The sequence below is a fragment of the Kribbella sp. VKM Ac-2568 genome (genome assembly GCF_004345365.1).
Classification (GTDB): domain Bacteria; phylum Actinomycetota; class Actinomycetes; order Propionibacteriales; family Kribbellaceae; genus Kribbella; species Kribbella orskensis.
The window spans coordinates 137,805-162,222 of the sequence record NZ_SLVF01000012.1 but is presented as its reverse complement, the minus strand read 5'-3'; the positions used below and the strand labels follow the sequence as shown (position 1 = coordinate 162,222).

The following is a 24,418-nucleotide window of genomic DNA, read 5'->3' as shown; positions in this document are numbered from 1 at the left end:
GGTCGTCTCAGCCAAGTCAAGCACTCCGCTGAACTGGCCGGTGCCGGCCGCGACGGAGGAGGCAGTGACTGGGTGATCCGGCCGCTGCCCGCCTGATCAGGGAGGGACCGCGAGATCAGGGAGGGCTGGTCAGGCGGGTTCGGGTTCGCGGATTCGCTGGGAGATGACGGCGGAGACGCCGTCGCCTCGCATGGTGACGCCGTACAGGGCGTCGGCGACCTCCATGGTGCGCTTCTGGTGGGTGATGACGAGGAGCTGGCTGTTCTCGCGGAGCTCCTCGTAGATCTCCAGCAGGCGGCCCAGGTTGGTGTCGTCCAGCGCGGCCTCGACCTCGTCGAGGATGTAGAAGGGCGACGGGCGGGCCTTGAAGAGCGCGACCAGGAACGCGACCGCGACCAGCGAGCGCTCACCACCGGACAGCAGCGACAGCCGCTTGACCTTCTTACCCGGCGGACGAGCCTCGACGTCGATCCCGGTGCCGAGCATGTCGTCCGGGTCGGTCAGCACGAGCCGGCCCTCGCCGCCGGGGAACAGCCGGCTGAAGACGTGCTCGAAGGCGACCTCGACGTCGCGGTAGGCCTCGGTGAAGACCTGCTCGACGCGGTCGTCGACCTCCTTGACGATGTCCATCAGGTCGCGCCGGGACTTCTTCAGGTCGTCGAGCTGCTCGGACAGGAAGCGGTGCCGCTCCTCCATCGCGTCGAACTCCTCCAGCGCGAGCGGGTTGATCCGCCCCAGCTGGTTCAGCGCGCGCTCGGCGGTCTTCAGCCGCTTCTGCACCTTCGCCCGGTCGAACGGCTCGGCCTCCAGCTCAAGGGTGTTGTCGTCGCCGTCCTTGGGCAGCGGCGGCACCAGCTGGTCCGGACCGTACTCCGCGATCAGCGCGTCCACCTCGGTACCGAGCTCGCTCAACGCCTTCTCGTACAGCGCTTCGAGCCGCATCTTCTGCTCTGCCCGGGCCAGCGCGTCACGGTGCACGGTGTTCGTCAGCTGCTCGAGTTCACTGCTCAGGTTGCGAGTAGCGGAACGAGCCTGGGCCAGCGCTTGCTCGCGATCGGCACGCTCGGCCTGGATCGCCGACCGCTCCGAGGCTGCCAGCTGCAGGGAGTGCTCGAGCCGCGCAAGGACATGCCCAGCCGCCAGGTGCACGGCCTGCGCCGCCTCTGACTGGCGTGCCCGCCGGGACGCCCGCGCGATTGCCCGGGCACGAGCCTCGCGCTCCTGGCGGGCCGCGCGCTCCAGGGAGTCGGCGCGACCGGACAGAGCCCGCGCGCGCTCCTCGGTCGTCCGCAGAGCCAGCCGTGCTTCCATTTCAGCCGCTCGGCCGCCCTTAGCAGCTTCGGCGAGCCGGTCACGTTCGGTCGGGTCGGGCTCGTCGCCCTCGTCGTCGCCGTACTGTTCGACGTCGTTCAGCCGGTTCTCGAGGTCCGCGAGGCCGGACAGGTTCCGGTCCCGCTCGGCCTCGGCCGCGGCGATCGCCTCGGCCATCCGCTGCGCCTCGCCGCGGGATGCTTTCGCCAGTGACCCGAACTGCGCCAACTGCTCGGCAACGGCCGCCATCGACGCGTCCGACTCGTGCAGCCGGGCCAGCGCGATCTCGACGGACTGCTTCTGCTGCTCCCGCTCGCGCTCCATCGCGGCGAGCTCGAACCGCAGCCGCTCGCTCCGCGCTGTGGCTTCCGTCAGCTTCTCGGCGGCCTCGTCGACCGCGGACTGCACCTCGATGAGGCTCGGCGCCGCGTCGGACCCGCCGTACGCGAAGTGGGCACCCAGTACGTCGCCGGCGCGGGTGGTCGCGGTGACGTCGGGCAGGTGCTGGACGAGCGACCGGGCCGCGGGGACGTCGTCGACCACGGCGACCTTGCGGAGCAGGCGCTTGAGCGCGGGCCGCAGGTTCTCCGGGCAGTCCACCACCTCGACCGCGTACTTCGCGCCGAAGGGCAGCTGGGGCCACGACGCGAAGTCATCGGCCGGGGCATCGCCGAGCAACAGCCCGGCGCGGCCGAGATCATGCTCCTTCAGGTGTCCGACGGCGTCCAGCGCGGCCTGGGTGTGCGTCACGGCGACGGCGTCGGCGGCCTCGCCCAGCGCGGCGGCGATGGCGGTCTCGTACCCGGTTCGCACGCTCAACAGCGCGGCGACCGAGCCCATCAGGCCGGTCACCTGCTCGGAGGCGGCCAGCAGGGCGCCGGCGCCGTCCTTGCGGTTCAGGCCCAGCTCCAGGGCCTCCTTGCGGGCGGCCAGGCCGGTCCGCTCCCGCTCGGCGTCACGCTCCTCGGCGCGCAGCTTGGTGAGGCGCTCCTCCAGCTCGTCCAGGACGCCCTGGGCCGCCTCGTACTCCTCGTCGAGACCTCGCTCACCGGCGTCGAGGCCGGCCACCTGGGTCTCGAGCGCGGTGAAGTCGTGCTGCGCCTTCGCGGCGCGGGCCTCCGCCTCGCGCTGGTTGGCCGCGAGCCGGCCGATCTCGGACTCGGCGGCGGCCGCGCGGCTCTTCAGCGCGTTCACCTGGCCGGTCAGCCGGGCGAGTCCCTCCCGACGGTCCGCGGCGGCCCGGATCAGCGCCGCGATCCGGCGCTCCTCCTCGGCGTGCTCGGCCTCCAACTGCTGGCGGCGCTCGATGGACTCGGCGAGCAGCTCGGAATGGGCCTCGACCTCGGCCTCGATCTGCGCCTCGGTCTCCCGGACCCGGGCAGCCTCCAGTTCGAGCTCCTCAGGGTCGCGCCCGCTGCGCGGCTCCTCGGCCTCGTCGTTCAGCGAGCGGATCCGGTCGGCCGCGATCCGGGCCGTGCCCTTGATCTTCTCGCCGAAGCCGGACAGCTGGTACCACGTGTCCTGCGCGGCCTGGAGCGCCGGCGCGTCGGTGCGCAGGGCGTCCTCGAGGGTGGCCTCCAGGTCCCGGGCCTCCCGCAGCGCGGCCTCGATCTGGGACCGCTTCTCGGTCAGCGCGGCCTCGTCCTTGAGCTCGGCCTCGAGCGCGGACTGGGCCTGCACGATGTCGTCGGCGAGCAGCCGGGAGCGGCCGTCGCGAACCTCCGCCTGGATCGTCACCGCTCGCCGCGCCACCTCCGCCTGGCGCCCGAGCGGCTTCAACTGGCGGCGGATCTCGGTGATCAGGTCGCCGAGCCGGTGCAGGTTGCCCTCGGTGGCCTCCAGCTTCCGGATCGCCTTCTCTTTGCGCTTGCGGTGCTTCAGCACACCGGCGGCTTCCTCGACGAACCCGCGCCGGCCCTCCGGGGTGGCGCGCAGGATCGAGTCGAGCTGGCCCTGGCCGACGATGACGTGCATCTCGCGGCCGATACCGGAGTCGCTGAGCAGTTCCTGGACGTCGAGCAGCCGGCAGTTCTGGCCGTTGATCTGGTAGTCGGAGCCGCCGTTGCGGAACATCGTCCGCGAGATGGTGACCTCGGCGTAGTCGATCGGCAGCGCGCCGTCGGAGTTGTCGATGGTCAGCACCACCTCGGCGCGGCCCAGCGGGGCCCGGCCGGAGGTGCCGGCGAAGATGACGTCCTCCATCTTGCCGCCGCGCAGGGACTTCACCCCCTGCTCGCCCATCACCCAGGCGAGGCCGTCGACGACGTTGGACTTCCCGGAGCCGTTCGGGCCGACGATGCAGGTGATCCCCGGCTCGAAATTCATCGTCGTCGCCGACGCGAAGGACTTGAAACCTCGGAGCGTCATGCTCTTCAGGTACAAGGCGTAGCTCCCAACCCGTGAAAGGACAGACGGAACCGATGGGAACCGCCGTAACTGCCAGTGACGCTGCCGCTACCCGGGGGAGGGTGTTCCGCTGATGAGTCTACCGACTGCGGACATGAAACCGGCGGAGGCCCGGACGGGGGCCGCCGCCGTGGGTGGTGCGGACGGTGATGTGTACTGCTGTGGCTTCGGCGGTCAGACCGAAGCGGGGGCGCGCAGAGCCTCGTCTACCGTGAGCAGACGGCCGTCGTGAACGGCTGCGACCAGATGGTCATTCTCTGCCTGCAGGCGCATCACGTGCGCCTCCAGATCGGCGACACGCCGGTTGAGCAGACGAACCTGCTCGAGCATGCGCGGGTCAGTGCCTCCAAGGTGCCCTAGAAGAGCCTTGGCCATTGTGCTGTCCTCCGGAAGGGTTCTGGCAGGTGGCGCCCCTGGTCCGCGGAGCGCATAGTGTGTGCCGTCTTTCAGGGTGACACCAGCATTAGCCTGGGTCAACCTGGGGTACGTCAATTAACGATATCCCGCTCACCACCGGGCGTGTCGCGGCGTCGGCTGGCACTTCGGGCAGCGATACGACGAACGGTTCATGAACGCCTCGCGACGGATCGGGCGACCACACCGGGGGCACGGCGAACCCTCCTGCCCGTACGCCGCCAGGCCGCGCTCGAAATAGCCGGATTCCCCGTTCACGTTGACATACAGGGCATCGAAGCTGGTCCCGCCGACGTCCAGTGCGGACGCCATCACCTCCCGGGCATGACGCAGGATTTCCCTTATTTGCAAGGGTTTCATCGTATCGGTCGCCCGGGCGTAGTGCAGCTTGGCGCGCCACAACGCTTCGTCAGCATAGATATTGCCGACTCCGCTGACCAGCGACTGGTCCAGCAGAGCGCGCTTCAGGCCGGTCTTGCGCTTGCGGACGCCGGCCACGAAGAGGTCCTCGTCGAAGAGTGGATCGAACGGGTCCCGGGCGATGTGGGCGATCTCGTCGGGCAGTTCCGCGCCGCCCTCGGAGTACGACAGACCACCGAACATCCGCTGGTCCAGAAAACGGACCTCTCCGCCGTCGTCGGCGAACCGGAACCGCACCCGCAGATGCTTCTCGTCCGCGGCGCCGACCGGCTGGACCCGGAACTGGCCGCTCATGCCCAGGTGGGCCAGCACGGCGTCGCCGGACTCCAACGGCAGCCAGAGATATTTCCCCCGCCGCGCGGGCGTCCCAAGGGTCTGGCCCTTGAGCTTGGCGACGAAGTCGTCCGGCCCGGCCAGGTGGCGGCGTACCGGCCGGGGGTGCAGTACCTCGACGGCGTCGATCGTCCGGCCGGTGGTGAATTCCGCGAGTCCGCGGCGAACGACCTCTACTTCCGGGAGCTCGGGCACCTGTGTCCTGCCTTGGGGGGTCGTGCGATGGCTCCGGTGTCCGGGCGGGTGCATCGCAAGGCGGAGGGATGCCTCGATGCGGGGTTCATCGTGGCATCCCGACAACGCAGCGAGGTGCCCGCCCGGGCGCCGGAGCCATTGTGCGAATCCCCAAGGCAGGACACTACGGCTGCTGGGAGGGGTCTGTGCTGTCGGGGTGGGCGGCTCGAAGAGCCTTCCAGGCGGTCTCGGCCGCCTGCTGCTCGGCTTCCTTCTTGCTCCGGCCGATGCCGTGCCCGTAGGTGTCCGAGCCGATCCGGACCCGTGCCTCGAAGGTCTTGGCGTGGTCGGGACCCGACTCGGCGATCACGTACTCCGGTACGCCGACGCCGAGTTGTGCCACCAGTTCCTGCAGGCTGGTCTTCCAGTCCAGGCCGGCGCCCAGCCGTGCCGACGACTCCATCAGCTCGTCGAACAGCGTGTGCACCACCCGGCCGGCCACCTCGAACCCACGGTCCAGGTAGACCGCGCCGATCAGTGCCTCGACGCAGTCGGCCAGGATCGACGACTTGTCCCGGCCGCCGGTGGCCTCCTCGCCCCGGCCCAGCCGCAGGTACTTGCCGAGCTTGAGCTCACGGGCAACCCCCGCCAGCGCGCGCATGTTCACCACAGCGGCGCGCAGCTTGGCGAGCCGGCCCTCGGAGAGGTCCGGATGGTTGCGGAACAGCGACTCCGTGACGATGACGCCGAGCACGGAGTCCCCGAGGAACTCCAGCCGCTCGTTCGTCGGCAACCCACCGTTCTCGTACGCGAACGAACGGTGGGTGAAGGCGTGCTCCAATAACTCGTCAGCCAGCGATACGCCGAGCCGCTGGTTCAGCTCGGCGTAGAGGCCCCCGTGTGCCGGCGATGTCATAGAGCGTTGACCGAATTCACTGGGTGAGGTGTCGCTTAGCTCTCGACGACCTGGCGACGCTCACCCTTGGCGCCGTACTGGCCGCAGGTGGGGCACACGGTGTGCTGCAGGTGCTTCGCGCGGCAGGCGGGGTTCACGCAGGTGACGAGCGACGGCGCAGTGGTCTTCCACTGGGCGCGACGGCTCCGGGTGTTGCTGCGCGACATCTTCCGCTTCGGAACGGCCACGGTTATGACTCCTCGGTTCGGCCGGGGGCTTGCGACCCGGCCGGCTGGCTGGCGTATGTGTCTTGGTCTAGCGGTCTTGCGGTCGTTCGTCCTGCTGGAGCAGGCCGCTCAGGGCGGTCCACCGTGGGTCGATGCCGTCCTCGTGCTGATGGCCGGGCTCGTCCGCCAGGCGTGCCCCGCACTCGGGGCACAGACCCGGACAGTCGTCCGTACACAGCGGCTGGAACGGCAGCGCGAGCACCACCTGGTCCCTCAGCGCCGGCTCGAGGTCGATCAGATCGCCCTCCATCCGGCTGGCCTCGTCGGGCTCGGCGTCACTCTCCGGGTAGACGTACAGCTCCTGGACGTCGGCGAGGAACTCGTCCTCGACGTCGACCAGGCACCGCGCGCACTCCCCGACCAGGCGGCCACGGGCCGTTCCGGTGACGAGCACCCCTTCGACAACCGCTTCCAGTCGCAGATCGAACTGGATGGGGTCGCCCTCGGGGACGCCGATCACATCGATCCCGAGATCGGCCGGTGCCGGAGCCGTGAAGGAGACTTCGCGCTGGGACCCGGCACGGCGCGACAGCTCGTGGGTATCGATCACGAGTGGGGACCGCGGGTCCAAGACGCTCAGGACATCCCTTTCAGGCGTGGGCAGGCAGAATCTCAGTCTCAACGAGACCGGTGGACAACATTACCAAGTCCCTGCCGTTCGGCCCAATCCAGGGGCCGCTACAGCCTGTCGCGCAAGCGGGCGTGAACACCGGGTGGCAGGAAGTCGTCGACCGCACCGCCGAGTCTGGCGATCTCCTTGACCAGGCTGGAGGAGATGTAAGCGTTCTCCGGCGCGGTCGGCAGGAAGACGGTGTCGACGCCGGACATGTGCCGGTTCATCTGCGCCATCTGCAACTCGTAGTCGTAGTCGCCGCCCGAGCGCAGGCCCTTCACGATCACCCCGGCGCCCTCGGCCCGGCAGTAGTCGACCAGCAGTCCGTCGAAGGTGCCGACCCGGACGTTGCCGAACGGTTCGGTGATCTCGGTCAGCATCGCGACCCGTTCCTCGTCGCTGAACAGCCGCTTCTTCGACTGGTTCACCCCGGCCGCGACGATCACCTCGTCGAAGGCGGCCGCCGCCCGTCCGATGATGTCCAGATGCCCGTTGGTCGGCGGGTCGAAGGTGCCCGGGAACACCGCTCGGCTCATCAGTTCATCCCAGTGCCCTGGTCATGGCGGTGACCGTACCAAAGCCGGGCCTCGCCGTACTTGCGATCCCGCAGTGCGGCGAACCCGTCCGGCCACTCCCACGGCTCCCGTTTTCCCCGCTCGACCACCGCCACCGCGTCGTCCGCGAGCCAGCCATTGCCCGCCAGCGCGACCAGGATCTCCTGTAGTTCAAGGGTTTCCAGCTTGTACGGCGGGTCGGCGAAGACCAGGTCGAAGGGCTTGCCGGAATTGTCGCCTGAGGCAACCTTCTCGACCGGGCGGACGAGCACCGTCGCCCCGGGCAGACCGACCGCCTTCACGTTGGCGGTGATCACCTCCGCAGCCTTGCGGTCCGCCTCGACCAGCACGACCCGCTCCGCTCCCCGGGACAGCGCCTCCAGCCCAATCGCGCCGGACCCGGCGTACAGGTCCAGGACGGTGAGGCCGTGGAAGCCGGCGAACTCGGCCTCCAGCGAGGAGAACAGCGCCTCGCGGACCCGGTCGGCCGTCGGCCTGGTCCCACTCCCGGCCGGTACGGCGATCCGCCGGCCGCCCGCCACTCCCCCGACGATCCGCGTCACGTCTTCTCCAGGTAGTCGGTCGCCTCGGACTCCAGCGCGCTGCGGACGAACGAACGCAGTACGGGGTATTCGGCCAGTTCGGCGTCGACCGAGATGATCGAGTTCGCCACGTGCCGCGCGGTCAGGATGATCTCCTCGTCGCGGAGCACGCTGAGCAGCTTCAGGCTGGTCCGGCGGCCCGACTGGGCGACCCCGAGGACGTCGCCCTCGCGGCGGGTCTCCAGGTCGATCCGGGACAGCTCGAAGCCGTCCGTCGTGGCGGCGACCGCCTCCAGCCGCGCGTACGACTTCGAACCGGCCCAGCCGTGCGTCACGAGCAGGCAGAGGCCGGGCACCTTGCCCCGGCCGACCCGGCCGCGCAGCTGGTGCAGCTGGGAGATGCCGAACCGGTCCGCGTCCATCACCACCATGGTCGAGGCGTTCGGCACGTCCACGCCGACCTCGATCACGGTGGTCGCGATCAGTACGTCGATCTCCCCGGCGGCGAACCGGGTCATCACCGAGTCCTTCTCGTCGGCCGGCAACCGCCCGTGCAGGATCTCCACCCGCAGGTCGCCGAGGATGCCGTCGAGGATCTCCGCGACCTGCAGCACCGAGATCGCCGGCCGCGGCTTGCCCTTGGACTCGGCCTCGTCCTCGGAACCGGCGGCGAACTCGCCTTCCTCGTCGGCGGCGTTCTTCACGTCGTCGCCGATCCGCGGGCAGACGACGTACGCCTGGTGGCCCTTCTCGACCTCCTCGTGGACGCGCTCCCACGCCCGGGCCAGCCAGGCCGGCTTCTCCTTCGCGGGGACCACCGAGCTCTTGATCGGCGACCGCCCGGCCGGCAGCTCGGTCAGCGTCGACACCGCGAGATCCCCGAACACGGTCATCGCCACGGTCCGCGGGATCGGCGTCGCCGTCATCACCAGCACGTGTGGGGTCGCGTCCCCCGACTTCTGGCTGAGCGCGGCCCGCTGCTCGACGCCGAACCGGTGCTGCTCGTCGACCACCACCAGTCCGAGGTCCGCGAACTGCACCTTGTCCTCGAGCAGCGCGTGCGTCCCGACCACGATCCCGGCCGAACCACTCGCCGCGTCCAGCATCGCCGTACGCCGGGAGGCCGCGTTCAGGGAGCCCGTCAGCAGGCCGACGCGGGTGGCCCGTTCGGCGCCGCCGAGCATGCCCTGCTCCGCGAGCTCGCCGAGCATCTTCGTCAGTGTCTTGTGGTGCTGGGTGGCGAGCACCTCGGTCGGAGCGAGCAGGACCGCCTGGCCGCCCGCGTCGACCACCGAGAGCATCGCCCGCAGCGCGACCACGGTCTTGCCGGAGCCGACCTCGCCCTGCAGCAGGCGGTGCATCGGATGCGGCCGGGCCAGGTCCGCGAAGATCTCCTCGCCCACCTCGGCCTGTCCCTCGGTCAGCTTGAACGGCAGCCGCGCGTCGAAGTCGTCCAGCAGACCACCCTCGGACCGGACCCGCGGTACGGCCTTCAGCGCGTCGGTGACCGCGCGGCGCTGGGCCAGGATCGTCTGCATCACCAGGGCTTCCTCGAACCGGAACCGCTTCTGCGCGACCTCCCAGTCCTTCTCGGTCTCCGGCAGATGCACCTTCTGCAGGGCCTCCCGCAGGCCGATCAACTTCTCCCGGCGCAGGATCAGCTCCGGGATCGGGTCGTCCAGCTCGCCGAGGTTGTCGAGCACGATCTTGATGCTGCGCTCGATCGTCGCGGTCGGCAGCTTCGCGCTGGCCGGGTACAGCGGCCGGAACGGCTTGGCCCGGCGCTCGATCTCCTCCTCGCTCAGGTCCTCCTCGTCCAGGATCTCGGTGCCGGGGCCCTTGAGCTGCATGATGTCGCGGAACATCGTCACCTCGCCCCAGAACAGCGCCGCCGTACCGGCGGTCAGCTTGTTCGCCAGCCAGGGCTGGTTGAAGAAGGCCAGCTCCAGGTCGTTGCGCCCGTCGGTGACGACCACCTTGGTGATCGTCTTGTGCCGGCGGTACTTGTTCACCTCGTCCGGCCGGATCTCCTGCTTGGAGTCCAGCGAGCGCACGGTGACCTTCTTGACCCGCCCGCTGACCGTGGCCTGGTCGCCGACCTCCAGCTCGTCGAACGGCGTCAGCTCGCCCTTCTTCAGGTAGCGCCGCGGGTAGTGCCGTAGCAGCTCGCCGACGGTCTCGATGCCGAGCACGTCCGAGAAGGTCTTGGCCGTCTTCGCCCCGACGAAGTCGCGGAGCTTCCGGTCGATGTCAGTCTTCATTCCACCCCGATCAGCAACGGGTACCTTTCCTGACCACCGTCGTACACCACGACATCGACATCCCGGCGGCTCCGGCGTACGTGCCGCACCAGCGCGTCGACCAGTTCGGGGTCCGCATCGCGCCCGGTGACCACGGTCATCAGCTCGCCACCACCGCCCAGCAGGCGGTCGACCACCCCGGTCGCGGCCGTCGCCAGGTCGTCGGTGATGAGGGCGAAATCACCGTCCACGACCCCCAGAGCGTCACCGATCCGGCAGGTGCCGGCCATCGTCCAGGCGTCCTTGACCGCGATCGTCACCGCGCCGTGGCGGGTCTGCCCGGCCGCGGCCGACAGGTGCACCACGTCGTCGTCGAAGCTGCGCTCCGGGTCGTGTACCGCGATCGCCGCCAGGCCCTGGACCTGCGCCCGGGTCGGGATCACAGCGACCCGGATGCCGTCCTGCCGCGCTGCGGTGGCAGCCGCCTCGGCTACGGCGATGGAGTCCTTGTCGTTCGGCAGCAGCACGATCTCCGGAGCTCCGGACCGCTCGATCGCCTTCAGGAGCTCGCCGGTCGAGCAGCGTCGCCCGGGTCCACCCGCGATGACGACAGCGCCGGAATCGGTGAACAGCTTGGCCAGGCCGTCACCCGCGGCGACGGCGATCACCGCCCGACCGGGGACCGGTTCGTGGTGGGTCAGGTCGGCGAAGTGCGTGACCCGGATCCGGTACGGGCGGCCGATCTCGATGCCTGGCTCGATCGCCCCGCCGACGTCGTCGGTGTGCACGTGCACGTTCCACAGGCCGTCGCCGCCGACCACCACGACGGAGTCCCCCAGGCCGGCGAGGAGGGTGCGGAAGTCGCCGATCTTCTCGTCCGGCGCCTCCAGCAGATACATCACCTCGTACGCCGGTCCGTCGGGGTCGAGGTCGTTCCCGGTCCGCGCCTCGGTCGGGACCACTCGGGCCGGTACTCCGGTGGTCGCCGCCGGACCGCGGCCGGAGAGCACCGACTCCATCGCCCCGAGAATCACCACCAGCCCGGCACCGCCTGCGTCCACCACCCCGGCCCTGCGGAGTTGTTCCAACTGCTCGGTGGTCTTGGTCAGAGCCACCCGTGCGGCCGCAACCGCCGCCAGGCACACCTCGGCGACCGTCTTGCCCTCGTTGGCCGCCTTCAGAGCCGCGTTCGCAGCCTCCCGGGCCACGGTCAGCATCGTCCCCTCGACAGGCTGCGCCACCGCCCCATAAGCGGCGTCGGCCGCGAACACCAACGCATCCGCGAACGCCACCGCCTCACTCATCCGCACATCCGCGAGCCCCCCGCCGGGCTGCTCCTGGGTGCGTGGGAGGTTCTCGGCCAGGCGGAGACCGCAGGCTCGGACCAGTTGCGAGGTGATGACGCCGGAGTTGCCGCGGGCGCCGAGCAGGGCGCCTCGCCCGAAGGCCTGGACCGCCTCCGCGAAGGTCAACTCCCCCTCGGGCAGCGCGTCACACGCCGCCTCCCAGGTCAGGTAGAGGTTGGTGCCGGTGTCCCCGTCCGGGACCGGGTAGACGTTCAGCTCGTCGATCTCCACCCGAGCCCGCCCGAGCTCCGACAGCGCAGTACGGGCCCAGCTCCGCAGTACGGCCGTCGTCAGCACCTCTTCACGAGCATCCACGCCCGGAAGGCTAACCGGTCCCACGCAGGTCAGGCCGATGCAACGGCCCCAAACCCGGGAACCAGATCGACGATCCCAGCCTCCTTCACGCTCAGCGCGCACCCGTCCCGTGGCCGCTTGTCGCAGAGCCAGCACTCAAGAACGCCCCGCCAACCAGCAACTCGCCCGCGCTATCCGTGCCACCCACGCCCCGACGCCACCGCACCCCCGGCACCACCCCAACCCGCTCAACACCACCGCCGCCCGCACTTTGTGCACCACCCGAGCACTCACCGCCGGCCCGGGCGCTCACCCCGTGGACAAAGTCGGCCCCACCACGGCCGACACCACCCGCAGCACGCACCTTGTGCACCGCCCGAGCACCCGCCGCCGGCCCGGGCGCTCACCACATGCACAAAGTCGGCCCCACCCCAGGCCGACACCACCCGCAGCCCGCACCTTGTGCACCGCCCGAGCACCCGCCGCCGGACCAGGCGCTCACCTCATGCACAAAGTCGGCCCCACCCCAGCCCAGCACCACCGCAGCCCGCACCTTGTGCACCACCCGACCCGAGCACCCACCGCCGGACCGGGGGCTCATCCCGTGCACAAAGTCGGCACCACCGCACCGCCGTACCGAACTCGTCCGGGCGGCGCCGTTGTACTGCGCACCCGGGTGGCGTCGTTGTACCGAGCGGCCCCCGGGTGGCGCCGTCGTATCGAGCGGCGCGGCTGGTCGCCGTCTGAGCGGTCAACCCTGCGGCGAGAGGGTTGCCTGGCCAGAGTCTGGGTGGGCAACCCTGCGCAGCCGGGGGAACCCCTCGGAGGGCGGGGCTGGTTGGGGGACCTGGTGCACGTCGTGCTCGCGCGGGATGGGCGAGGCGAGGTCCGCGGTGGTGGGTGGGCACCTACTATGTGTTGTGCTTCCTTTGCTCTTCTCGGTGGCGACCGACAGCTACGACCTGGCGGTCCGTGAGATCCGGGACGAGTTCGGGCCCAAGGTCAGGATCGAGCGGGTCAGTGGGGACCTGGGGCGGATCGTGGAGAACGGGCCGTCGATCGAGGAGCTGGCCGACGCCTGCGTCCGCGGGCGGATCATCTTCGTCCGGCATCTGACGGTCGAGATCGCGAGCTTCGGAGTCGACGAGGTCCCGCCCGCGCACGAGCTGGCCGAGTTGATCCTCGCCGAGCTGCCTCGGCACCCTCAACAGCTCGCCGTACAGACGTGGACGGACGGCGCGGGCACCGGCGGCTCGTACTACCACCTGCTGGAAGAAGCCCTCGGCGCCCGCGGGATCGAGGTCACCCGGGCGGGGCAGGACTTCGTGGTCTCGTGCTTCGTAGGGCGAAAAACTGTTGCCCTGGGCGTGAATCGGCTCGCGGACAGCCTGTCCGACTGGCCGGGTGGGCGGATGCGGCTGGCGCGGTCCGACGAACGGGTCTCGCGGTCGGAGTTCAAGCTGGAGGAGGCGATCCAGACGTTCGGCCTGCGGTTGCCCGAAGGCGGCAAGGCTTTGGACCTCGGGGCAAGCCCGGGTGGCTGGACCCGGATCCTGCGGCAGTACGGCCAGGAGGTGTGGTCGGTGGATCCCGGCGCGCTGGACCGGCGAGTGACCGCCGACCGTGGCGTCCACCACGTCGGTACTACGGCCGGCGAGTTCTTCCGGCGCAACCAGCTCCGGTTCGACGTGGTGGTGAACGACATGCGGATGGACCAGATCCTGAGCGCCCGGGTGATGCTCGACGCGGTGCCGCACCTGCGCCGCGGAGCACTCGCGATCGTCACCCTCAAGGGCGGCGGCCGGAACCAGCTGGACGCCGCCAGGCGCGGGATGGATGTCCTGCGCAAGGAGTACGACGTACTGCACGCCCGTCAGCTGCACCACAACCGCAACGAGCTGACGGTCATCGCCGAGGCCCGCTGAACCGTGGCCACCATGACCCTGCTCATCGGGTTGCCGGGAGCGGGCAAGACCACCCTGGCCAAACGGCTGGAGGCCGAGCGCCCGGCGCTTCGGTTGACTCCCGACGAGTGGATGGGTCGGCTGTTCGGCGCCAGTGAGCACGAGGGCAAGCGGTGGGTTCTCGAATCGGAACTCCTGTGGGGCGTGGCGACTCGCGCGCTGACGCTGGGAGTGGACGTGATCCTCGACTACGGCTGCTGGAGCGAGGAGGAGCGCGAGTTGTTCCGCACCCAGGCCCAGAGCCTGGGCGCACAGGCCGAACTAGTGGTTCTGCTGCCTCCGATGGAGGTCTTGTGGGAGCGCCTGAACGCCCGCAACGCGGCCGCGACGAGCGGGGTCTTCACCATCACCCGCACCGAGCTCGCGTCGTACGACGAACTGTTCCAGCAGCCGGGGCCGGACGAGCTGGCACGCTACGACCACCACCTGGTGATGCCCCGGGAACACCAGTAGGCGCCCGGGATAACCCGGGCGCCTAGGGGCCCTACACGGAGGACGGCCTACTGGAGGCCGGAAGTTCTAGCCGACGACGCGCTGAACCTTGCCCGCCTTGATGCAGGACGTGCAGACCTTCAGCTTGGTGGGCGTGCCCTTGATGATGGCCCGGATCGGCTGAATGTTGGGGTTGAAACGACGCGGCGTGCGCGCCTTGACCCGACGGATCATCGCGCCCTTACCCAGCCGCGCAACACTGTTGCCGAACGTCGGCTGCTTGCCGCAAACATCGCACTTCTTAGACATGATTCTCCGTGTTTAGGGTCGAGACACCGACAGACCATGTTACACAGCGGCCAGCGGCGCGACCAATTCGGTCCCAGCGCTCAGTCGAGCGCTGTTAGCCAGGCCACATCCTCGTCGGTCAGCTCGACCGACAGCCCCGGCAGCGAGGTCCTGGTCTCGCTGATCTGCCGCGGCCCGATCAGCGGGAACACCGGGTACGGCTGGTGCAGCAACCAGGCCAGCGCGATCGCCGTCGGCTCCACCCCGCGAGCCTCCGCGAGCACCCGCGCGCGGCGGAGTCGCTCGAAGTTCTCGTCGGAGTAGAAGCAGCGGACCAGTTCCTCGTCCGACCGGTCCTCCGGCTTCGCCCGCCCGGTGAAGAACCCGCGCGCCTGGCTCGACCAAGGAAACAGTGCGACCTGCCGTTCGCGCAACCACGCCTGCGACTGGTCGTCGCTGACATGCCTGCAGCCCGCCCAGGGTACGTCGTACGCGCGAGCCAGGCTGAGGTGGTTGCTCAGCAGGGTCAACGGCTGCTTGCCGTTCGCCGCCGCGTAGGCGTTGGCCTCGTCGAACCGCGCGGTCGACCAGTTCGACCCGCCGTACGCCTTGATCCGGCCGGCCCGGAAGTGCTCGTCCATCACGTCGACGAACTCGCCGACTGGGACCTCCTCGTTGTCCCGGTGCATCAGGTAGAGGTCGACGTGGTCAGTCTGCAACCGCTCGAGGCTCTCCCTCAGCTGTCGGGTGATCGACTCCGGGTCGCAGTGCGGCGTGTGCGCACCCTTGCCGATGACAACGACCTCGTCACGGTTGCCCCGCGACCTGATCCACTGGCCGAGCAGCTCCTCACCGCGGCCACGGCCGTAGATGTACGCCGTGTCGAAGGTGGTGCCGCCGCGCTCGACAAAGTCGTCGAACATGGTCACGGCGTGCATCAGGGTCTCCTGGTTGTCGACGCCCATCACCAGCCGCGACACCTGCTTGTCCAGGCCCGGCACCTGCCCGTACTTCATCGGCGCGTCCGCCCTCCGAGTCAGCGGCCGGCCCGTCAAGGTCGGGACGATCGCGTCATCGCGCTCGCTCGCGTACTGCTGGCCGATCAGCTTGCGCCATTCGTCCTGCACCGCGAGGTTCCCCAGCGTGTCGGCCCAGGACATCTCCGGGGCCTGACGCTGCTCGATCGCGGCCGCGACGGCGTCCGCCTCGGCCGCGTAGATGTAGGCCGGCTCCGCGGAGATGTCCCGCGACTCCTCCCCCACCTTGTGCACGGTGACGTGGGTCGGTTTGCCGTCGCCGCCGAACCACGGGTCCTCGATCACCAGGTAGCCCTCGCTGCCGAGGACGCGGACCCGGTTCTCGTCGCCGAGCCGGACGCCGGTGCTGACCTGGGCGGTCATCCCGCTGTCGAAGAAGAGCGTCGCCACCGACCACTCGTCGACGCCGGTCTCCCCGACCTGACCGACCGCGGTCACCGCCGCCGGATCGGCGTACGGCGCCCCGACGGCCGCGCCGGCGATCAGGCGCGCCATCGAGACCGGATAGCCGCCGACGTCGAGGATGCCGCCGCCGGCCAGCTCGTCGGCGAAGATGCGGCTCTCCGGGCGGAACGAGGACTGGAAGGCGAAGGAGGCCTGGATCTGGTGCACGGTGCCGATCGCGCCGTCGCGGACCAGCTGGGCGATCAGCTTGGTCTGCGGCAGGCAGCGGTACATGTACGCCTCCATCAGGAAGACGTCGTTGCGCACCGCGGCCTCGATCATCGCCGCGGCCAGCGAGCGGTTGATCGCGAGCGGCTTCTCGCACAGCACGTGCTTGCCGGCCTCGGCCGTCTTGATCGCCCACTCCACGTGCAACGGGTGCGGAGTGGCGATGTAGACGGCGTCCACCGTGGGGTCGTCCAGGAGTTCCTGGTATGACCCGTGGCGGTTGCGGATGGCGTAACGGTCGCCGAACTCGTTTGCCGAGTCCGTACTGCGGCTGCCGACTGCGGCGAGCTCGCCGGTCGTCGACGAAGGGAGCTGGCTGGCGAACCTGGAGGCGATGTTTCCGGTCCCCAGGATTCCCCAGCGAAGCTTGGTGTCAGGCACAGAGGTTCCCCTCGGAAGTTTGCGGTCAGGGTCAGAACTTCATCGCGCCGGCGGCGATGTCGGCGATGAAGTGGCGACCGCCGATGATGAACACACCGATCAAGGGGATCACGCTCATCAGCGCTCCCGCCATCACCATGCTGTAGTCGGTGCCGTACACACCGTTCAGCTGCTGCAGGGCGACCTGCAGGGTGAGCCTGTTCGGATCCGTCATCACGATCAACGGCCACAGATAGTCGTTCCAGACATTGATGAAGGTGAAGATGCCCAGGAACGCCAGCCCGGGTCGCAGTACGGGCAGTCCGACGGTGAGGTACTGCCGGAAGAAGCCCGCTCCGTCGACCTTGGCTGCGGAGATGAGTTCGTCGGGGATCGCGCCCTTGGCGTACTGGCGCATCCAGAAGATGCCGAACGCGTTGGCCGCGCCCGGGATGATGAGGGCCTTCAGCGACCCGATCCAGCCGAACTCGGCCAGCGTCACGAACTGCGGCACCAGCGCCAGCTGGGACGGGATCATGAAGGTCGCCAGCAGCAGCCCGAAGAGCAGGTTGCGGCCCGGGAACTCGTACTTCGCGAACGCGAAGGCGGCCAGCGAGTCGAAGAACAGCACCAGCACGGTGACCCCGACCGAGGCGGCCAGGGTGATCAGCATCGCGCCGAAGAAGTCGATGTTGTCCAGCACGTTGCCCATGTTCTCGAACAGGTGCGAGCCGACCAGCAGCTTCGGCGGGTAGGTGAAGATGTCGGGCGTGGTGTTGGAGGCCATCACCAGCATCCAGTAGAAGGGGAAGATCGAGACGGCCACGCCGAACATCAGCACAACGTGACCCACGACGGTCCGGATCCGCTCAACGGGCATCGGTCAGCTCCTTCCGCTCTTCGGTCTCCGCGTCGCCGGCCTGCCGCCGGGCGGCCTGCTCGGCGATCCGGGCGTTCGCGCGCCGGGCGGCCCGTTTGGTCAGCCGTTCGTCGTCGTTACCGCCGATCAGCCGCCAGTTGATGATCGAGAACAGCACGATCAGGATGAACAGCGCCCAGCCGATCGCGGCGCCGTAGCCGAACTGGTTGGAGCCGAACGCGTTGTCGTACAGGTAGGAGACGATGGTCAGACCGCCGTCGCCCGGACCGCCGATCGCGCCGCTGCTGCCGAACAGCACCTGCGACTCGGTGAAGATCTGCAGCCCGCCGATCGTCGAGGTGACCGCGGTGAACAAGATTACCGGGCGCAGCAGCGGCACCGTGATCCGCCAGAACGTCTGCCGCGGCGAGGCCCCGTCCACCTTGGCGGCCTCGTAGATGTCGGACGAGATCGCCTGCAGGCCGGCCAGGAAAATGATCGCGTTGTAGCCGGTCCAGCGCCACGCGACGATGCTGGCGATCGCGACCTTGATTCCCCACGGCTGGCTGAGCCACTCGATCTTGTCCAGTCCGATCGACTGCAGGAACGCGTTCAGCAGGCCGAAGTTGTTGCTGAAGATCGAGCCGAACACCATCGTCACCGCCACCACCGAGGTGATGTTCGGGATGAAGTACGCGATCCGGTAGAAGCTGCGGAACCGCGTCGCGTTGTGCAGCGAGTTCGCGATCACCAGGGCCAGCAACAGCATCGGGACCGTCGAGATCACCCAGATGATCAGGGTGTTGGTGATCGCCTTCCAGAACTGGGGATCGGTGAGCAGGTAGCTGTACTGCTCCAGCCCGACCCACTTCATCGGGCCGATCCCGTCCCAGGAATGGAAGGACAGGTAGATCGAGAAGAAGACCGGGAAGGCGCCGAAGATGGCGAACAGGATGAAGAACGGCGACACCGCGGCGTACTGCGGCAGCGCCTGGCGGAACTTGTTCGGCGGCTTGTCCGGGGCCGGGTCCTTGGTAGCCACCGCGGCGGTACGGCGGATCGTGTCGGTGACGGCCATCTCAGATCGCCCCCGCCCGGGTGAGTTCGCGGTCGATCTGGTGCTGCGCGTCCCGCCAGGCCTGGTCGGACGTCTTGCTGCCGATCTCGATGTTGACCAGCTCGGCCTTCAGCGCATCGCCGATGATCGTGTCGTAGGGGCTGAAGTAGGCGCCCGGGTACTTCTTCGCGGAGTCGGCGAACACGTCGACGATCTGCTGACCGCCGAAGAACGGGTCGGGTGCGGCCAGCCGGGAGTCGGTGTAGCTGGCCGGGGTGGAGGGGAAGAGCACCGGGTCGAGGAACGACTGAGCCTGGTTCTTCGACGACTCGAGCCAGCTGATGAACGCGAAGGCCGCCTCGGGATCCTTGCAGTACTTGGTGATCGCGAGGAAGGAGCCGCCGCGGTTACCCGCGCCGCCCGGTGCCGGAGTGACCCGCCACAGGCCCTTCGTCTTGGGAGCGGCGTTCTTCGGACCGAGCTGGGCCCACCAGACCGCACCGACGAAGGCCACCAGGCGTCCGTTGGTGACGACGGCGTTGGCATCGGTACTGCCGTCCTGGGCGTTGGCCGACAGGCCTTCCTTCACCACCCGGACCGCCAGGTCCCAGGCCTTCCGGATGTGGTCGCCGTCGGCGAGGTACTTGCCGTCAGGGGTCATGAACCGCTGGGGCAGCTGGGCCAGGGCGTAGAGGAAGACGGAGGTGATGTTGTCGGTGATGGCCGAGCCGGGCACCGCCTGCTTGGCCTTCTTGCCGACCTCGATGTAGCTCTCCCAGTCGGGGGCCGCCGCGGCCACGTCCGCCGGTTCGGTCGGCAGGCCGGCCTTCTCGAAGATGTCGCGGCGGTAGAACAGGGCGGTCGGACCGGTGTCCATCGGGAACGCCATCATCTTGTTGTCCGGCGTGATCCCGAGCTTCCACTTCCACTCCAGGAAGTCGCCCTTCAGCTTGTCCGCGCCGAGCTCGTTCAGGTCGTGGAACTGGTCCGCGTTCGGGAAGTAGGTGGCGACGTCGTCGTTGATCCCGATGATGTCGGGCACCAGCGACTTGCCGGCCAGCGAGGTCAGCACCTTGGTCTTGTAGTCGCCGCCGATCCGGGTCATCGAGAGCTTCTTGGACGTGCCCGCGATGCCTTTCTCGGCCTGCGCGATCAGATCGTCGTTCACCGATCCGGTCCAGCACCACATGCTCAGCTCGTCGGACGCGCCGAGCGAACTTCGTGAACCGCACCCGGACAGACCCGCGGCCACGGCCGCGCTCCCGGCTCCCAGCGCCAGGAACTTCCTGCGTGTCACTGTCATGAATCGCCTCACCTACACCTTCGCGTCGCAACCGGGAGGGGCATTTCCATGTTCATTTTCGCGAGAGATTGTCTACAAATGTTCAGACATCGCTAAGGTAAGCGCATACCAACTGAACCGGTCAAGGGCTCAGCCGGCGCCGCCGCGTCCGTTCCCGGTCACCACAGCGCGCGTGCCGGTCGACCGACTCCTGCCGTGCACCCACTTCCCCAGGCACCTCCCCAGCGGTCCCGGACGGTCCCGCACGGTCCCGGTGAGCGGCCGACTGAAAGGATGGCGACATGACGATCGATGCCGTGCTCTTCGACGCCGACGGCGTCATCCAGCGCCCGACGGTGGACTGGCGCGCCGCCTTGTCCGGCTTCGTCTCCCCCGGGGACGCCGAGGAGTTCGTGCTCGACCTGATGACGTCGGAACGTCCGTCGCTGGTGGGCAAGGGCGACTTCCGGGACGCGGTCGCCGAGGTGCTGCGGCGCTGGCACTCCGAAGTACCGGTCGAGGCCGTGCTCGACCTGTGGCGCCGGTTCGAGGCGGAGCCGGTGGTTGTCGACCTGATCCAGCAGTTGCGGGCGCACGGGATCGGGTGCCACCTGGCCACCAACCAGCAGGCCTACCGGCGGACGATCATGCACGACGAGCGGCACTACGGTGACTGGTTCGACCAGACCTTCTACTCCTGCGACCTGGGCCTGGCCAAGCCGGACCCGGCGTACTTCCGGACCATCCTGCAGGCGATCGATCGGCCGGCCACGTCGGTGCTGTTCATCGACGACAACGTAGCCAATGTGGACGGCGCACGAAGCGTCGGACTGCACGCCGAGGTCTACGACCTGGCCGAGGGCACGGACGCGTTGCGCTCCCTGCTGATCCGCTACGGACTGCCAGTTTCCGCCTGATCCTCGCCTTCGCGATCGCTGATTCTGGCCGATGTCGGTCTGATCCGGGCTGAGGTCTTGTCGGCGGAACCTCCCTGTGGCATCGTCTCGGCCCAGTTGACAACGTGGGACAGCAACGGGGGTCAGCCGTGGGAGGCACTGCATGTCCGGACTCCGTTTCACCCGTCGGCACGCCCTCGGCCTCGGCGCCGCGGCGGTCGGTGCACTGGGCCTCAACTCCGCCAGCATCAACTCCACCGCCGCCGCTGCCGCGAGCGCGGCCGCCGGTGGCTACCCGAAGGGCAGCCGGCCGCTGGTCCTGAACGTCCTGCAGGAGAGCTCACTGAGCCCGGCCGAACTGACGCTCGCGACCACCCTGCAGGGACAGCTCGCCCGCACCGGCAGCGAGGGCCTGTACCTGGACATCCCGTCGCTCGGGTATCGCCTGTGGCTCGACGACCTGGCCGACCGGTACGGCGTACGCGTCCGTCCGGGTGACCTGTGGAAAACCCTCGAGCGGTCGCGGGTGGCCGGATACGTTCTCTTTCGACAGGGCACCTCGTCGGTCAATGTGGCCACGACTCTCGCGGGGCTGACGGGTGCCGTCGCGATCGAGGAGAGCCTGGAGGCGGCAGCGATCCGGAGCGGGCTGCGCAAGGTCCTGGACGTGCGGGACAAGGACGAGCAGTGGGTGTGGGACCACTACTGGCACCGGCTTCGCCACGACGTGGTGATCGAGCAGAAGGAGGACTGGCCTGAGCGACTTCGTGACTACGCGACGATGGCGGGTGCTTTCGCCTTCTTCGACGGCAACTCCGCGTTCCGGACCAAGGTGGTCGGCGCGCTGGACGACGACGCGACAGTGATCGGGTGGGGCGACGCGACGAACGGTGAGGACACGTTCATCGGGCCGAACTCCGACGCCGGCGTGAAGGCGATCCCGGCCGACCATGCACGCAACCTGTCCGTGCTATCGGGGATCCGCGCGGACCGGATCTCCCAGCGCGGCCCGGTGGAGACGCCACGGCCGGATCCGGACGCGCACTACGTGAGCTTCCTGATCACGGACGGGGACAACATCCAGTGGATGCTGGGCGACTTCCCGACCGACCCCAGGTGGTTCGGCAGCGCCCAGCGCGGCAAGGTCGACCTGGGCTGGGGCATCTCACCGTCCTTGGTGGACCTCGCCCCGTCGGTGATGCGCTGGTACTACGACCAGTCCGGCCGAGGTGGCGGGGCTGGGAAGGACCGGTTCGTCGTCGGGCCCTCGGGTGGTGGGTATCTGTATCCGAGCCGGTATCCGAAGGACGCGTTGGACAAGCACACGGGTTCGCTGGCGCGGGAGATGGAGCGGGCTGATCTGTCGGTGGTGCAGATCATCGACTTCGACTCGTTCCCGGACACGGCGTTGTGGTCGACGTACCTGAAGCGGCCGCAGATCGACGGGCTGATCTACCTGGAGTACTCGCGGTACGACTCGCACAAGGGCAAGGTCGTCTGGGCGAACGGCAAGCCGGTGATCTCAGCGCGCACGATGCTCTGGGACGGCCTGCCCGGCGCGGACGAGGCCAGCGTGATCGCGGAGTTGAACTCCGCGACTCGCGACCCGCAGTCGACTGCCGGCTACTCGGTCGTCCTCTGGCACGCGTGGAGCAAGTCCCTCGACAACGTGATGACAGTCGTCGACGGCCTGGCCCCGCACGTGAAGGTGGTCCCACCCGACACCCTCGTCAAGATGGTCAGCCAACACGCGAAGCCTGAGGCCTGACGCACTACCGGCTGACCCACGCGAGCCCGAGGCCTGGCCCCGCAAGTCGGATGGCGCCACGCGTGACCACCCCCTGCGTCGCGTGGTGTCAGAGCTGACTCGCGACCGGCTGGGTTGGGCGGCGGATTAGTAGGAGGATCGCTAGGAGTGGGAGGGGGATCAGGAAGGCGGTTCTGAGGTCGAGGATGCCGGCGAGGGCTGCCAGGGCGGCGGGGGCCAGCAGGATCGCGGTGCCCGAGGCGAAGGCGCTGAGCGAGGCGAGGTGCGCCGGGCTGACTCCAGGGATGGAGATCAGGTCGGCGAGCACGATCGGGTAGAGCGTCGCCACCCCGAGCCCGGCAAACGCGAGTCCGACTGTCACCATCACGGGCGAGTCGAACGCCGTGACGAGGACCGTGCCGGCGGCGGCGAGCACACCGCCAGGCAACAGCGCCGAACCCCGGCCGCGCTTCACGCGCCCGCTCAATCGGCCGTGGTTCGCGGGCCTGATCTGTCGGCGAAGGTTCACCGGCTCGACCATTCGGCGGAGGTTCTCGGGACCGATCGTCCGGCCGAGTGCCATGCCGATGGGAAACGCGCTGGCGAGCAGGGCAGCCGTGCCAGCGGGTACGTCAGTCGCCAGGAGCCGCGCCACTGCCCAGATGACGAAGCAGAACTCGACCGACACCGCCAGCACTACGCGCGACCAGCCCCGGAAGACCGTCCCCCAAGGCGGTCCATCACCAGGCGACTCAGCAACCACCTGTACTGCGCGAGGCGCTACTCGCGATCGGGTCAACGGCAGCACGAGCAGTAGCGGCAAGATTGCCAGGAGCATGGCGATGCGACCCGTCGGGCCGAGCGAGTCGAGTGCACCGATCACCAGCGGCGCGAAGATTCCCGTAGTACTGGAGACTGCGTTGGCTCGGGCGATCCGGACAGCGGCACGTGGTCCGCTCAGCAGCAGCGGCACGACGAGCAGCATCAATGCGCCCCCCAGGCCTACGAGCAACCCACCTGCCAGCGCGACGACAAGTCCTTGAGCAACCGCCAGCAGCAAGGCACCAACCGCACAGACGATCGCGCCGACCCGAAGTACGAGCATCCGCGCGTCGGTCCGCAACGCCATCGGCCCGATCAAGGCAACGATCAGCAGCCCCACCGCGAACGCGGACGACAACCAGGCGAGCCGATCAGTCGCCTCCCCCAGATCCCTGGCCAGCAAGGCCACACAGGCCCCAAGCCCAGCGATAGCGAATCCCAGCCCCGCCAACGCCAGCCCACCCAGGACGTCCCCCGCCCTCTCCCCCGCCGCCACCTCCTGGTCAGGGGATTTGGATGGAGCGGTCATTCGGAGGGGTTGCGCGGATCGAGCAGGCGGGCCAGCTGATGCAGATCAACGAGCCGCATATCACCGTCAAGGCCCTTCAACGCGGCCGTCTGAGCACCGGCAGCGCGCGCGGCTTGAAGGCCAACCTCTGCGTCTTCGACCACCAGGCAGTACTGCGGATCGACCTCGAGGAGTTCCGCGGCCCGCAGGTATCCCTCGGGGTCGGGCTTGCCTCGGCTGATGTCCTCGATCGTCACCAGCACGGGCGGATCGATGCCCGCTGCGCCCAGGCGTACCTTCGCCAGCCTGTGGTCCGCGCTCGTCACCACTGCCCACGGCAGCACCAGTTGCTCGATCGTGGCGAGCAGCTCGGCAGCCCCGGGAGCCGCCGCGACGCCGGCCAGATCGTCGTATTGGAGTTCCAGTTGGCGCGCCGCTGCGACTGCGCGGGAGGTCTCGTCGAGGAGCGGGAGCATCTTGTCGACGGTGGACTCGGCCGGGGCGCCGTGAGCGATGGCGAGCACGTCCGCCGCGTTCACGCCGTACTCGGCCGACCAGGTGGTCCAGGCGCGCTCGACCGACTCGTCCGAGGTGACGAGAGTGCCGTCCATGTCGAACAACACGGCGCGCAGTTCCCGAAGCTCCATCGACTCCTCCATTAAACT

Annotated in this window: 21 protein-coding genes; 4 read left to right on the top strand and 17 right to left on the bottom strand. The window is 68.9% G+C overall.

Features of this window, described 5'->3' with window-relative positions:
* Positions 1 to 129 precede the first annotated feature (129 nt).
* The 10 genes from smc to EV648_RS31315 form a co-directional block, all read right to left on the bottom strand.
* Positions 130 to 3,693, bottom strand: a complete 3,564-nt coding sequence (gene smc, locus EV648_RS31360; RefSeq protein WP_199234918.1) for a chromosome segregation protein SMC — start codon at positions 3,691 to 3,693, stop codon at positions 130 to 132.
* A gap of 198 nt (positions 3,694 to 3,891) precedes the next feature.
* On the bottom strand, positions 3,892 to 4,047 hold the full coding sequence (locus EV648_RS31355) for a hypothetical protein (protein WP_241995774.1): 156 nt from the start codon (positions 4,045 to 4,047) through the stop codon (positions 3,892 to 3,894).
* A gap of 177 nt (positions 4,048 to 4,224) precedes the next feature.
* Entirely contained in the window at positions 4,225 to 5,079 is an 855-nt protein-coding gene (mutM, locus tag EV648_RS31350) for a bifunctional DNA-formamidopyrimidine glycosylase/DNA-(apurinic or apyrimidinic site) lyase (protein ID WP_132298737.1), read from the bottom strand.
* Positions 5,080 to 5,242: 163 nt separating this feature from the next.
* The gene (rnc, locus tag EV648_RS31345; RefSeq protein WP_132298736.1) at positions 5,243 to 5,974 is read right to left on the bottom strand and encodes a ribonuclease III; all 732 of its coding nucleotides are present in this window, start codon (positions 5,972 to 5,974) and stop codon (positions 5,243 to 5,245) included.
* A 35-nt stretch (positions 5,975 to 6,009) separates the two neighbouring features.
* Positions 6,010 to 6,201 carry a 50S ribosomal protein L32 gene (gene rpmF, locus EV648_RS31340; protein WP_077012766.1) on the bottom strand — a complete coding sequence of 64 codons (192 nt, stop codon included), beginning with the start codon at positions 6,199 to 6,201 and terminating at the stop codon, positions 6,010 to 6,012.
* 67 nt (positions 6,202 to 6,268) lie between these two features.
* The gene (locus tag EV648_RS31335; protein WP_199234917.1) at positions 6,269 to 6,790 is read right to left on the bottom strand and encodes a DUF177 domain-containing protein; all 522 of its coding nucleotides are present in this window, start codon (positions 6,788 to 6,790) and stop codon (positions 6,269 to 6,271) included.
* Positions 6,791 to 6,918: 128 nt separating this feature from the next.
* Complete coding sequence (coaD, locus tag EV648_RS31330; protein WP_132298734.1) at positions 6,919 to 7,389, bottom strand: pantetheine-phosphate adenylyltransferase; 471 nt, start codon at positions 7,387 to 7,389, stop codon at positions 6,919 to 6,921.
* Positions 7,389 to 7,970, bottom strand: coding sequence for a 16S rRNA (guanine(966)-N(2))-methyltransferase RsmD (gene rsmD, locus EV648_RS31325; RefSeq protein ID WP_132298733.1), 582 nt, complete (start codon positions 7,968 to 7,970; stop codon positions 7,389 to 7,391). The genes coaD and rsmD overlap by 1 nt, the downstream gene beginning before the upstream one ends.
* A complete protein-coding gene (gene recG / locus EV648_RS31320; protein ID WP_132298732.1) occupies positions 7,967 to 10,210 on the bottom strand; it encodes an ATP-dependent DNA helicase RecG in 2,244 nt (747 codons plus the stop codon). Before recG ends, rsmD begins: the two co-directional genes overlap by 4 nt.
* Positions 10,207 to 11,850: a DAK2 domain-containing protein gene (locus tag EV648_RS31315; protein ID WP_241995773.1), complete on the bottom strand. Its 1,644-nt coding sequence runs from the start codon at positions 11,848 to 11,850 to the stop codon at positions 10,207 to 10,209. The genes recG and EV648_RS31315 overlap by 4 nt, the downstream gene beginning before the upstream one ends.
* A 920-nt stretch (positions 11,851 to 12,770) precedes the next feature.
* Here EV648_RS31315 and EV648_RS31310 point away from each other — a divergent pair.
* On the top strand, positions 12,771 to 13,754 hold the full coding sequence (locus EV648_RS31310; protein WP_241995771.1) for an SAM-dependent methyltransferase: 984 nt from the start codon (positions 12,771 to 12,773) through the stop codon (positions 13,752 to 13,754).
* A gap of 12 nt (positions 13,755 to 13,766) precedes the next feature.
* Positions 13,767 to 14,246: an AAA family ATPase gene (locus EV648_RS31305; protein ID WP_132298731.1), complete on the top strand. Its 480-nt coding sequence runs from the start codon at positions 13,767 to 13,769 to the stop codon at positions 14,244 to 14,246.
* A 66-nt stretch (positions 14,247 to 14,312) separates the two neighbouring features.
* On the opposite strand, the gene rpmB is transcribed toward EV648_RS31305, so the two are convergent.
* The 5 genes from rpmB to EV648_RS31280 all read right to left on the bottom strand — a co-directional run bounded on the left by rpmB (position 14,313) and on the right by EV648_RS31280 (position 19,801).
* Positions 14,313 to 14,534, bottom strand: a complete 222-nt coding sequence (rpmB, locus tag EV648_RS31300) for a 50S ribosomal protein L28 (RefSeq protein WP_132191415.1) — start codon at positions 14,532 to 14,534, stop codon at positions 14,313 to 14,315.
* Between the two features lie 80 nt (positions 14,535 to 14,614).
* Entirely contained in the window at positions 14,615 to 16,603 is a 1,989-nt protein-coding gene (locus tag EV648_RS31295) for an aldo/keto reductase (protein ID WP_132298730.1), read from the bottom strand.
* A gap of 31 nt (positions 16,604 to 16,634) precedes the next feature.
* Complete coding sequence (locus EV648_RS31290; RefSeq protein WP_132298729.1) at positions 16,635 to 17,462, bottom strand: carbohydrate ABC transporter permease; 828 nt, start codon at positions 17,460 to 17,462, stop codon at positions 16,635 to 16,637.
* Positions 17,452 to 18,519, bottom strand: coding sequence for a carbohydrate ABC transporter permease (locus tag EV648_RS31285; protein ID WP_241995769.1), 1,068 nt, complete (start codon positions 18,517 to 18,519; stop codon positions 17,452 to 17,454). The genes EV648_RS31290 and EV648_RS31285 overlap by 11 nt, the downstream gene beginning before the upstream one ends.
* A 1-nt stretch (position 18,520) precedes the next feature.
* Positions 18,521 to 19,801, bottom strand: coding sequence for an ABC transporter substrate-binding protein (locus tag EV648_RS31280; RefSeq protein WP_132298728.1), 1,281 nt, complete (start codon positions 19,799 to 19,801; stop codon positions 18,521 to 18,523).
* A gap of 281 nt (positions 19,802 to 20,082) precedes the next feature.
* Between EV648_RS31280 and EV648_RS31275 the strand changes: the two genes are divergently transcribed.
* Both EV648_RS31275 and EV648_RS31270 read left to right on the top strand, forming a co-directional pair.
* Positions 20,083 to 20,697, top strand: coding sequence for an HAD-IA family hydrolase (locus tag EV648_RS31275; protein WP_132298727.1), 615 nt, complete (start codon positions 20,083 to 20,085; stop codon positions 20,695 to 20,697).
* A gap of 142 nt (positions 20,698 to 20,839) precedes the next feature.
* Positions 20,840 to 22,444, top strand: coding sequence for a GxGYxYP domain-containing protein (locus tag EV648_RS31270; protein ID WP_132298726.1), 1,605 nt, complete (start codon positions 20,840 to 20,842; stop codon positions 22,442 to 22,444).
* Between the two features lie 88 nt (positions 22,445 to 22,532).
* On the opposite strand, the gene EV648_RS31265 is transcribed toward EV648_RS31270, so the two are convergent.
* On the bottom strand, positions 22,533 to 23,774 hold the full coding sequence (locus EV648_RS31265) for an MFS transporter (protein WP_132298725.1): 1,242 nt from the start codon (positions 23,772 to 23,774) through the stop codon (positions 22,533 to 22,535).
* On the bottom strand, positions 23,771 to 24,400 hold the full coding sequence (locus EV648_RS31260) for an HAD-IA family hydrolase (protein WP_132298724.1): 630 nt from the start codon (positions 24,398 to 24,400) through the stop codon (positions 23,771 to 23,773). The genes EV648_RS31265 and EV648_RS31260 overlap by 4 nt, the downstream gene beginning before the upstream one ends.
* Positions 24,401 to 24,418: the final 18 nt, after the last annotated feature.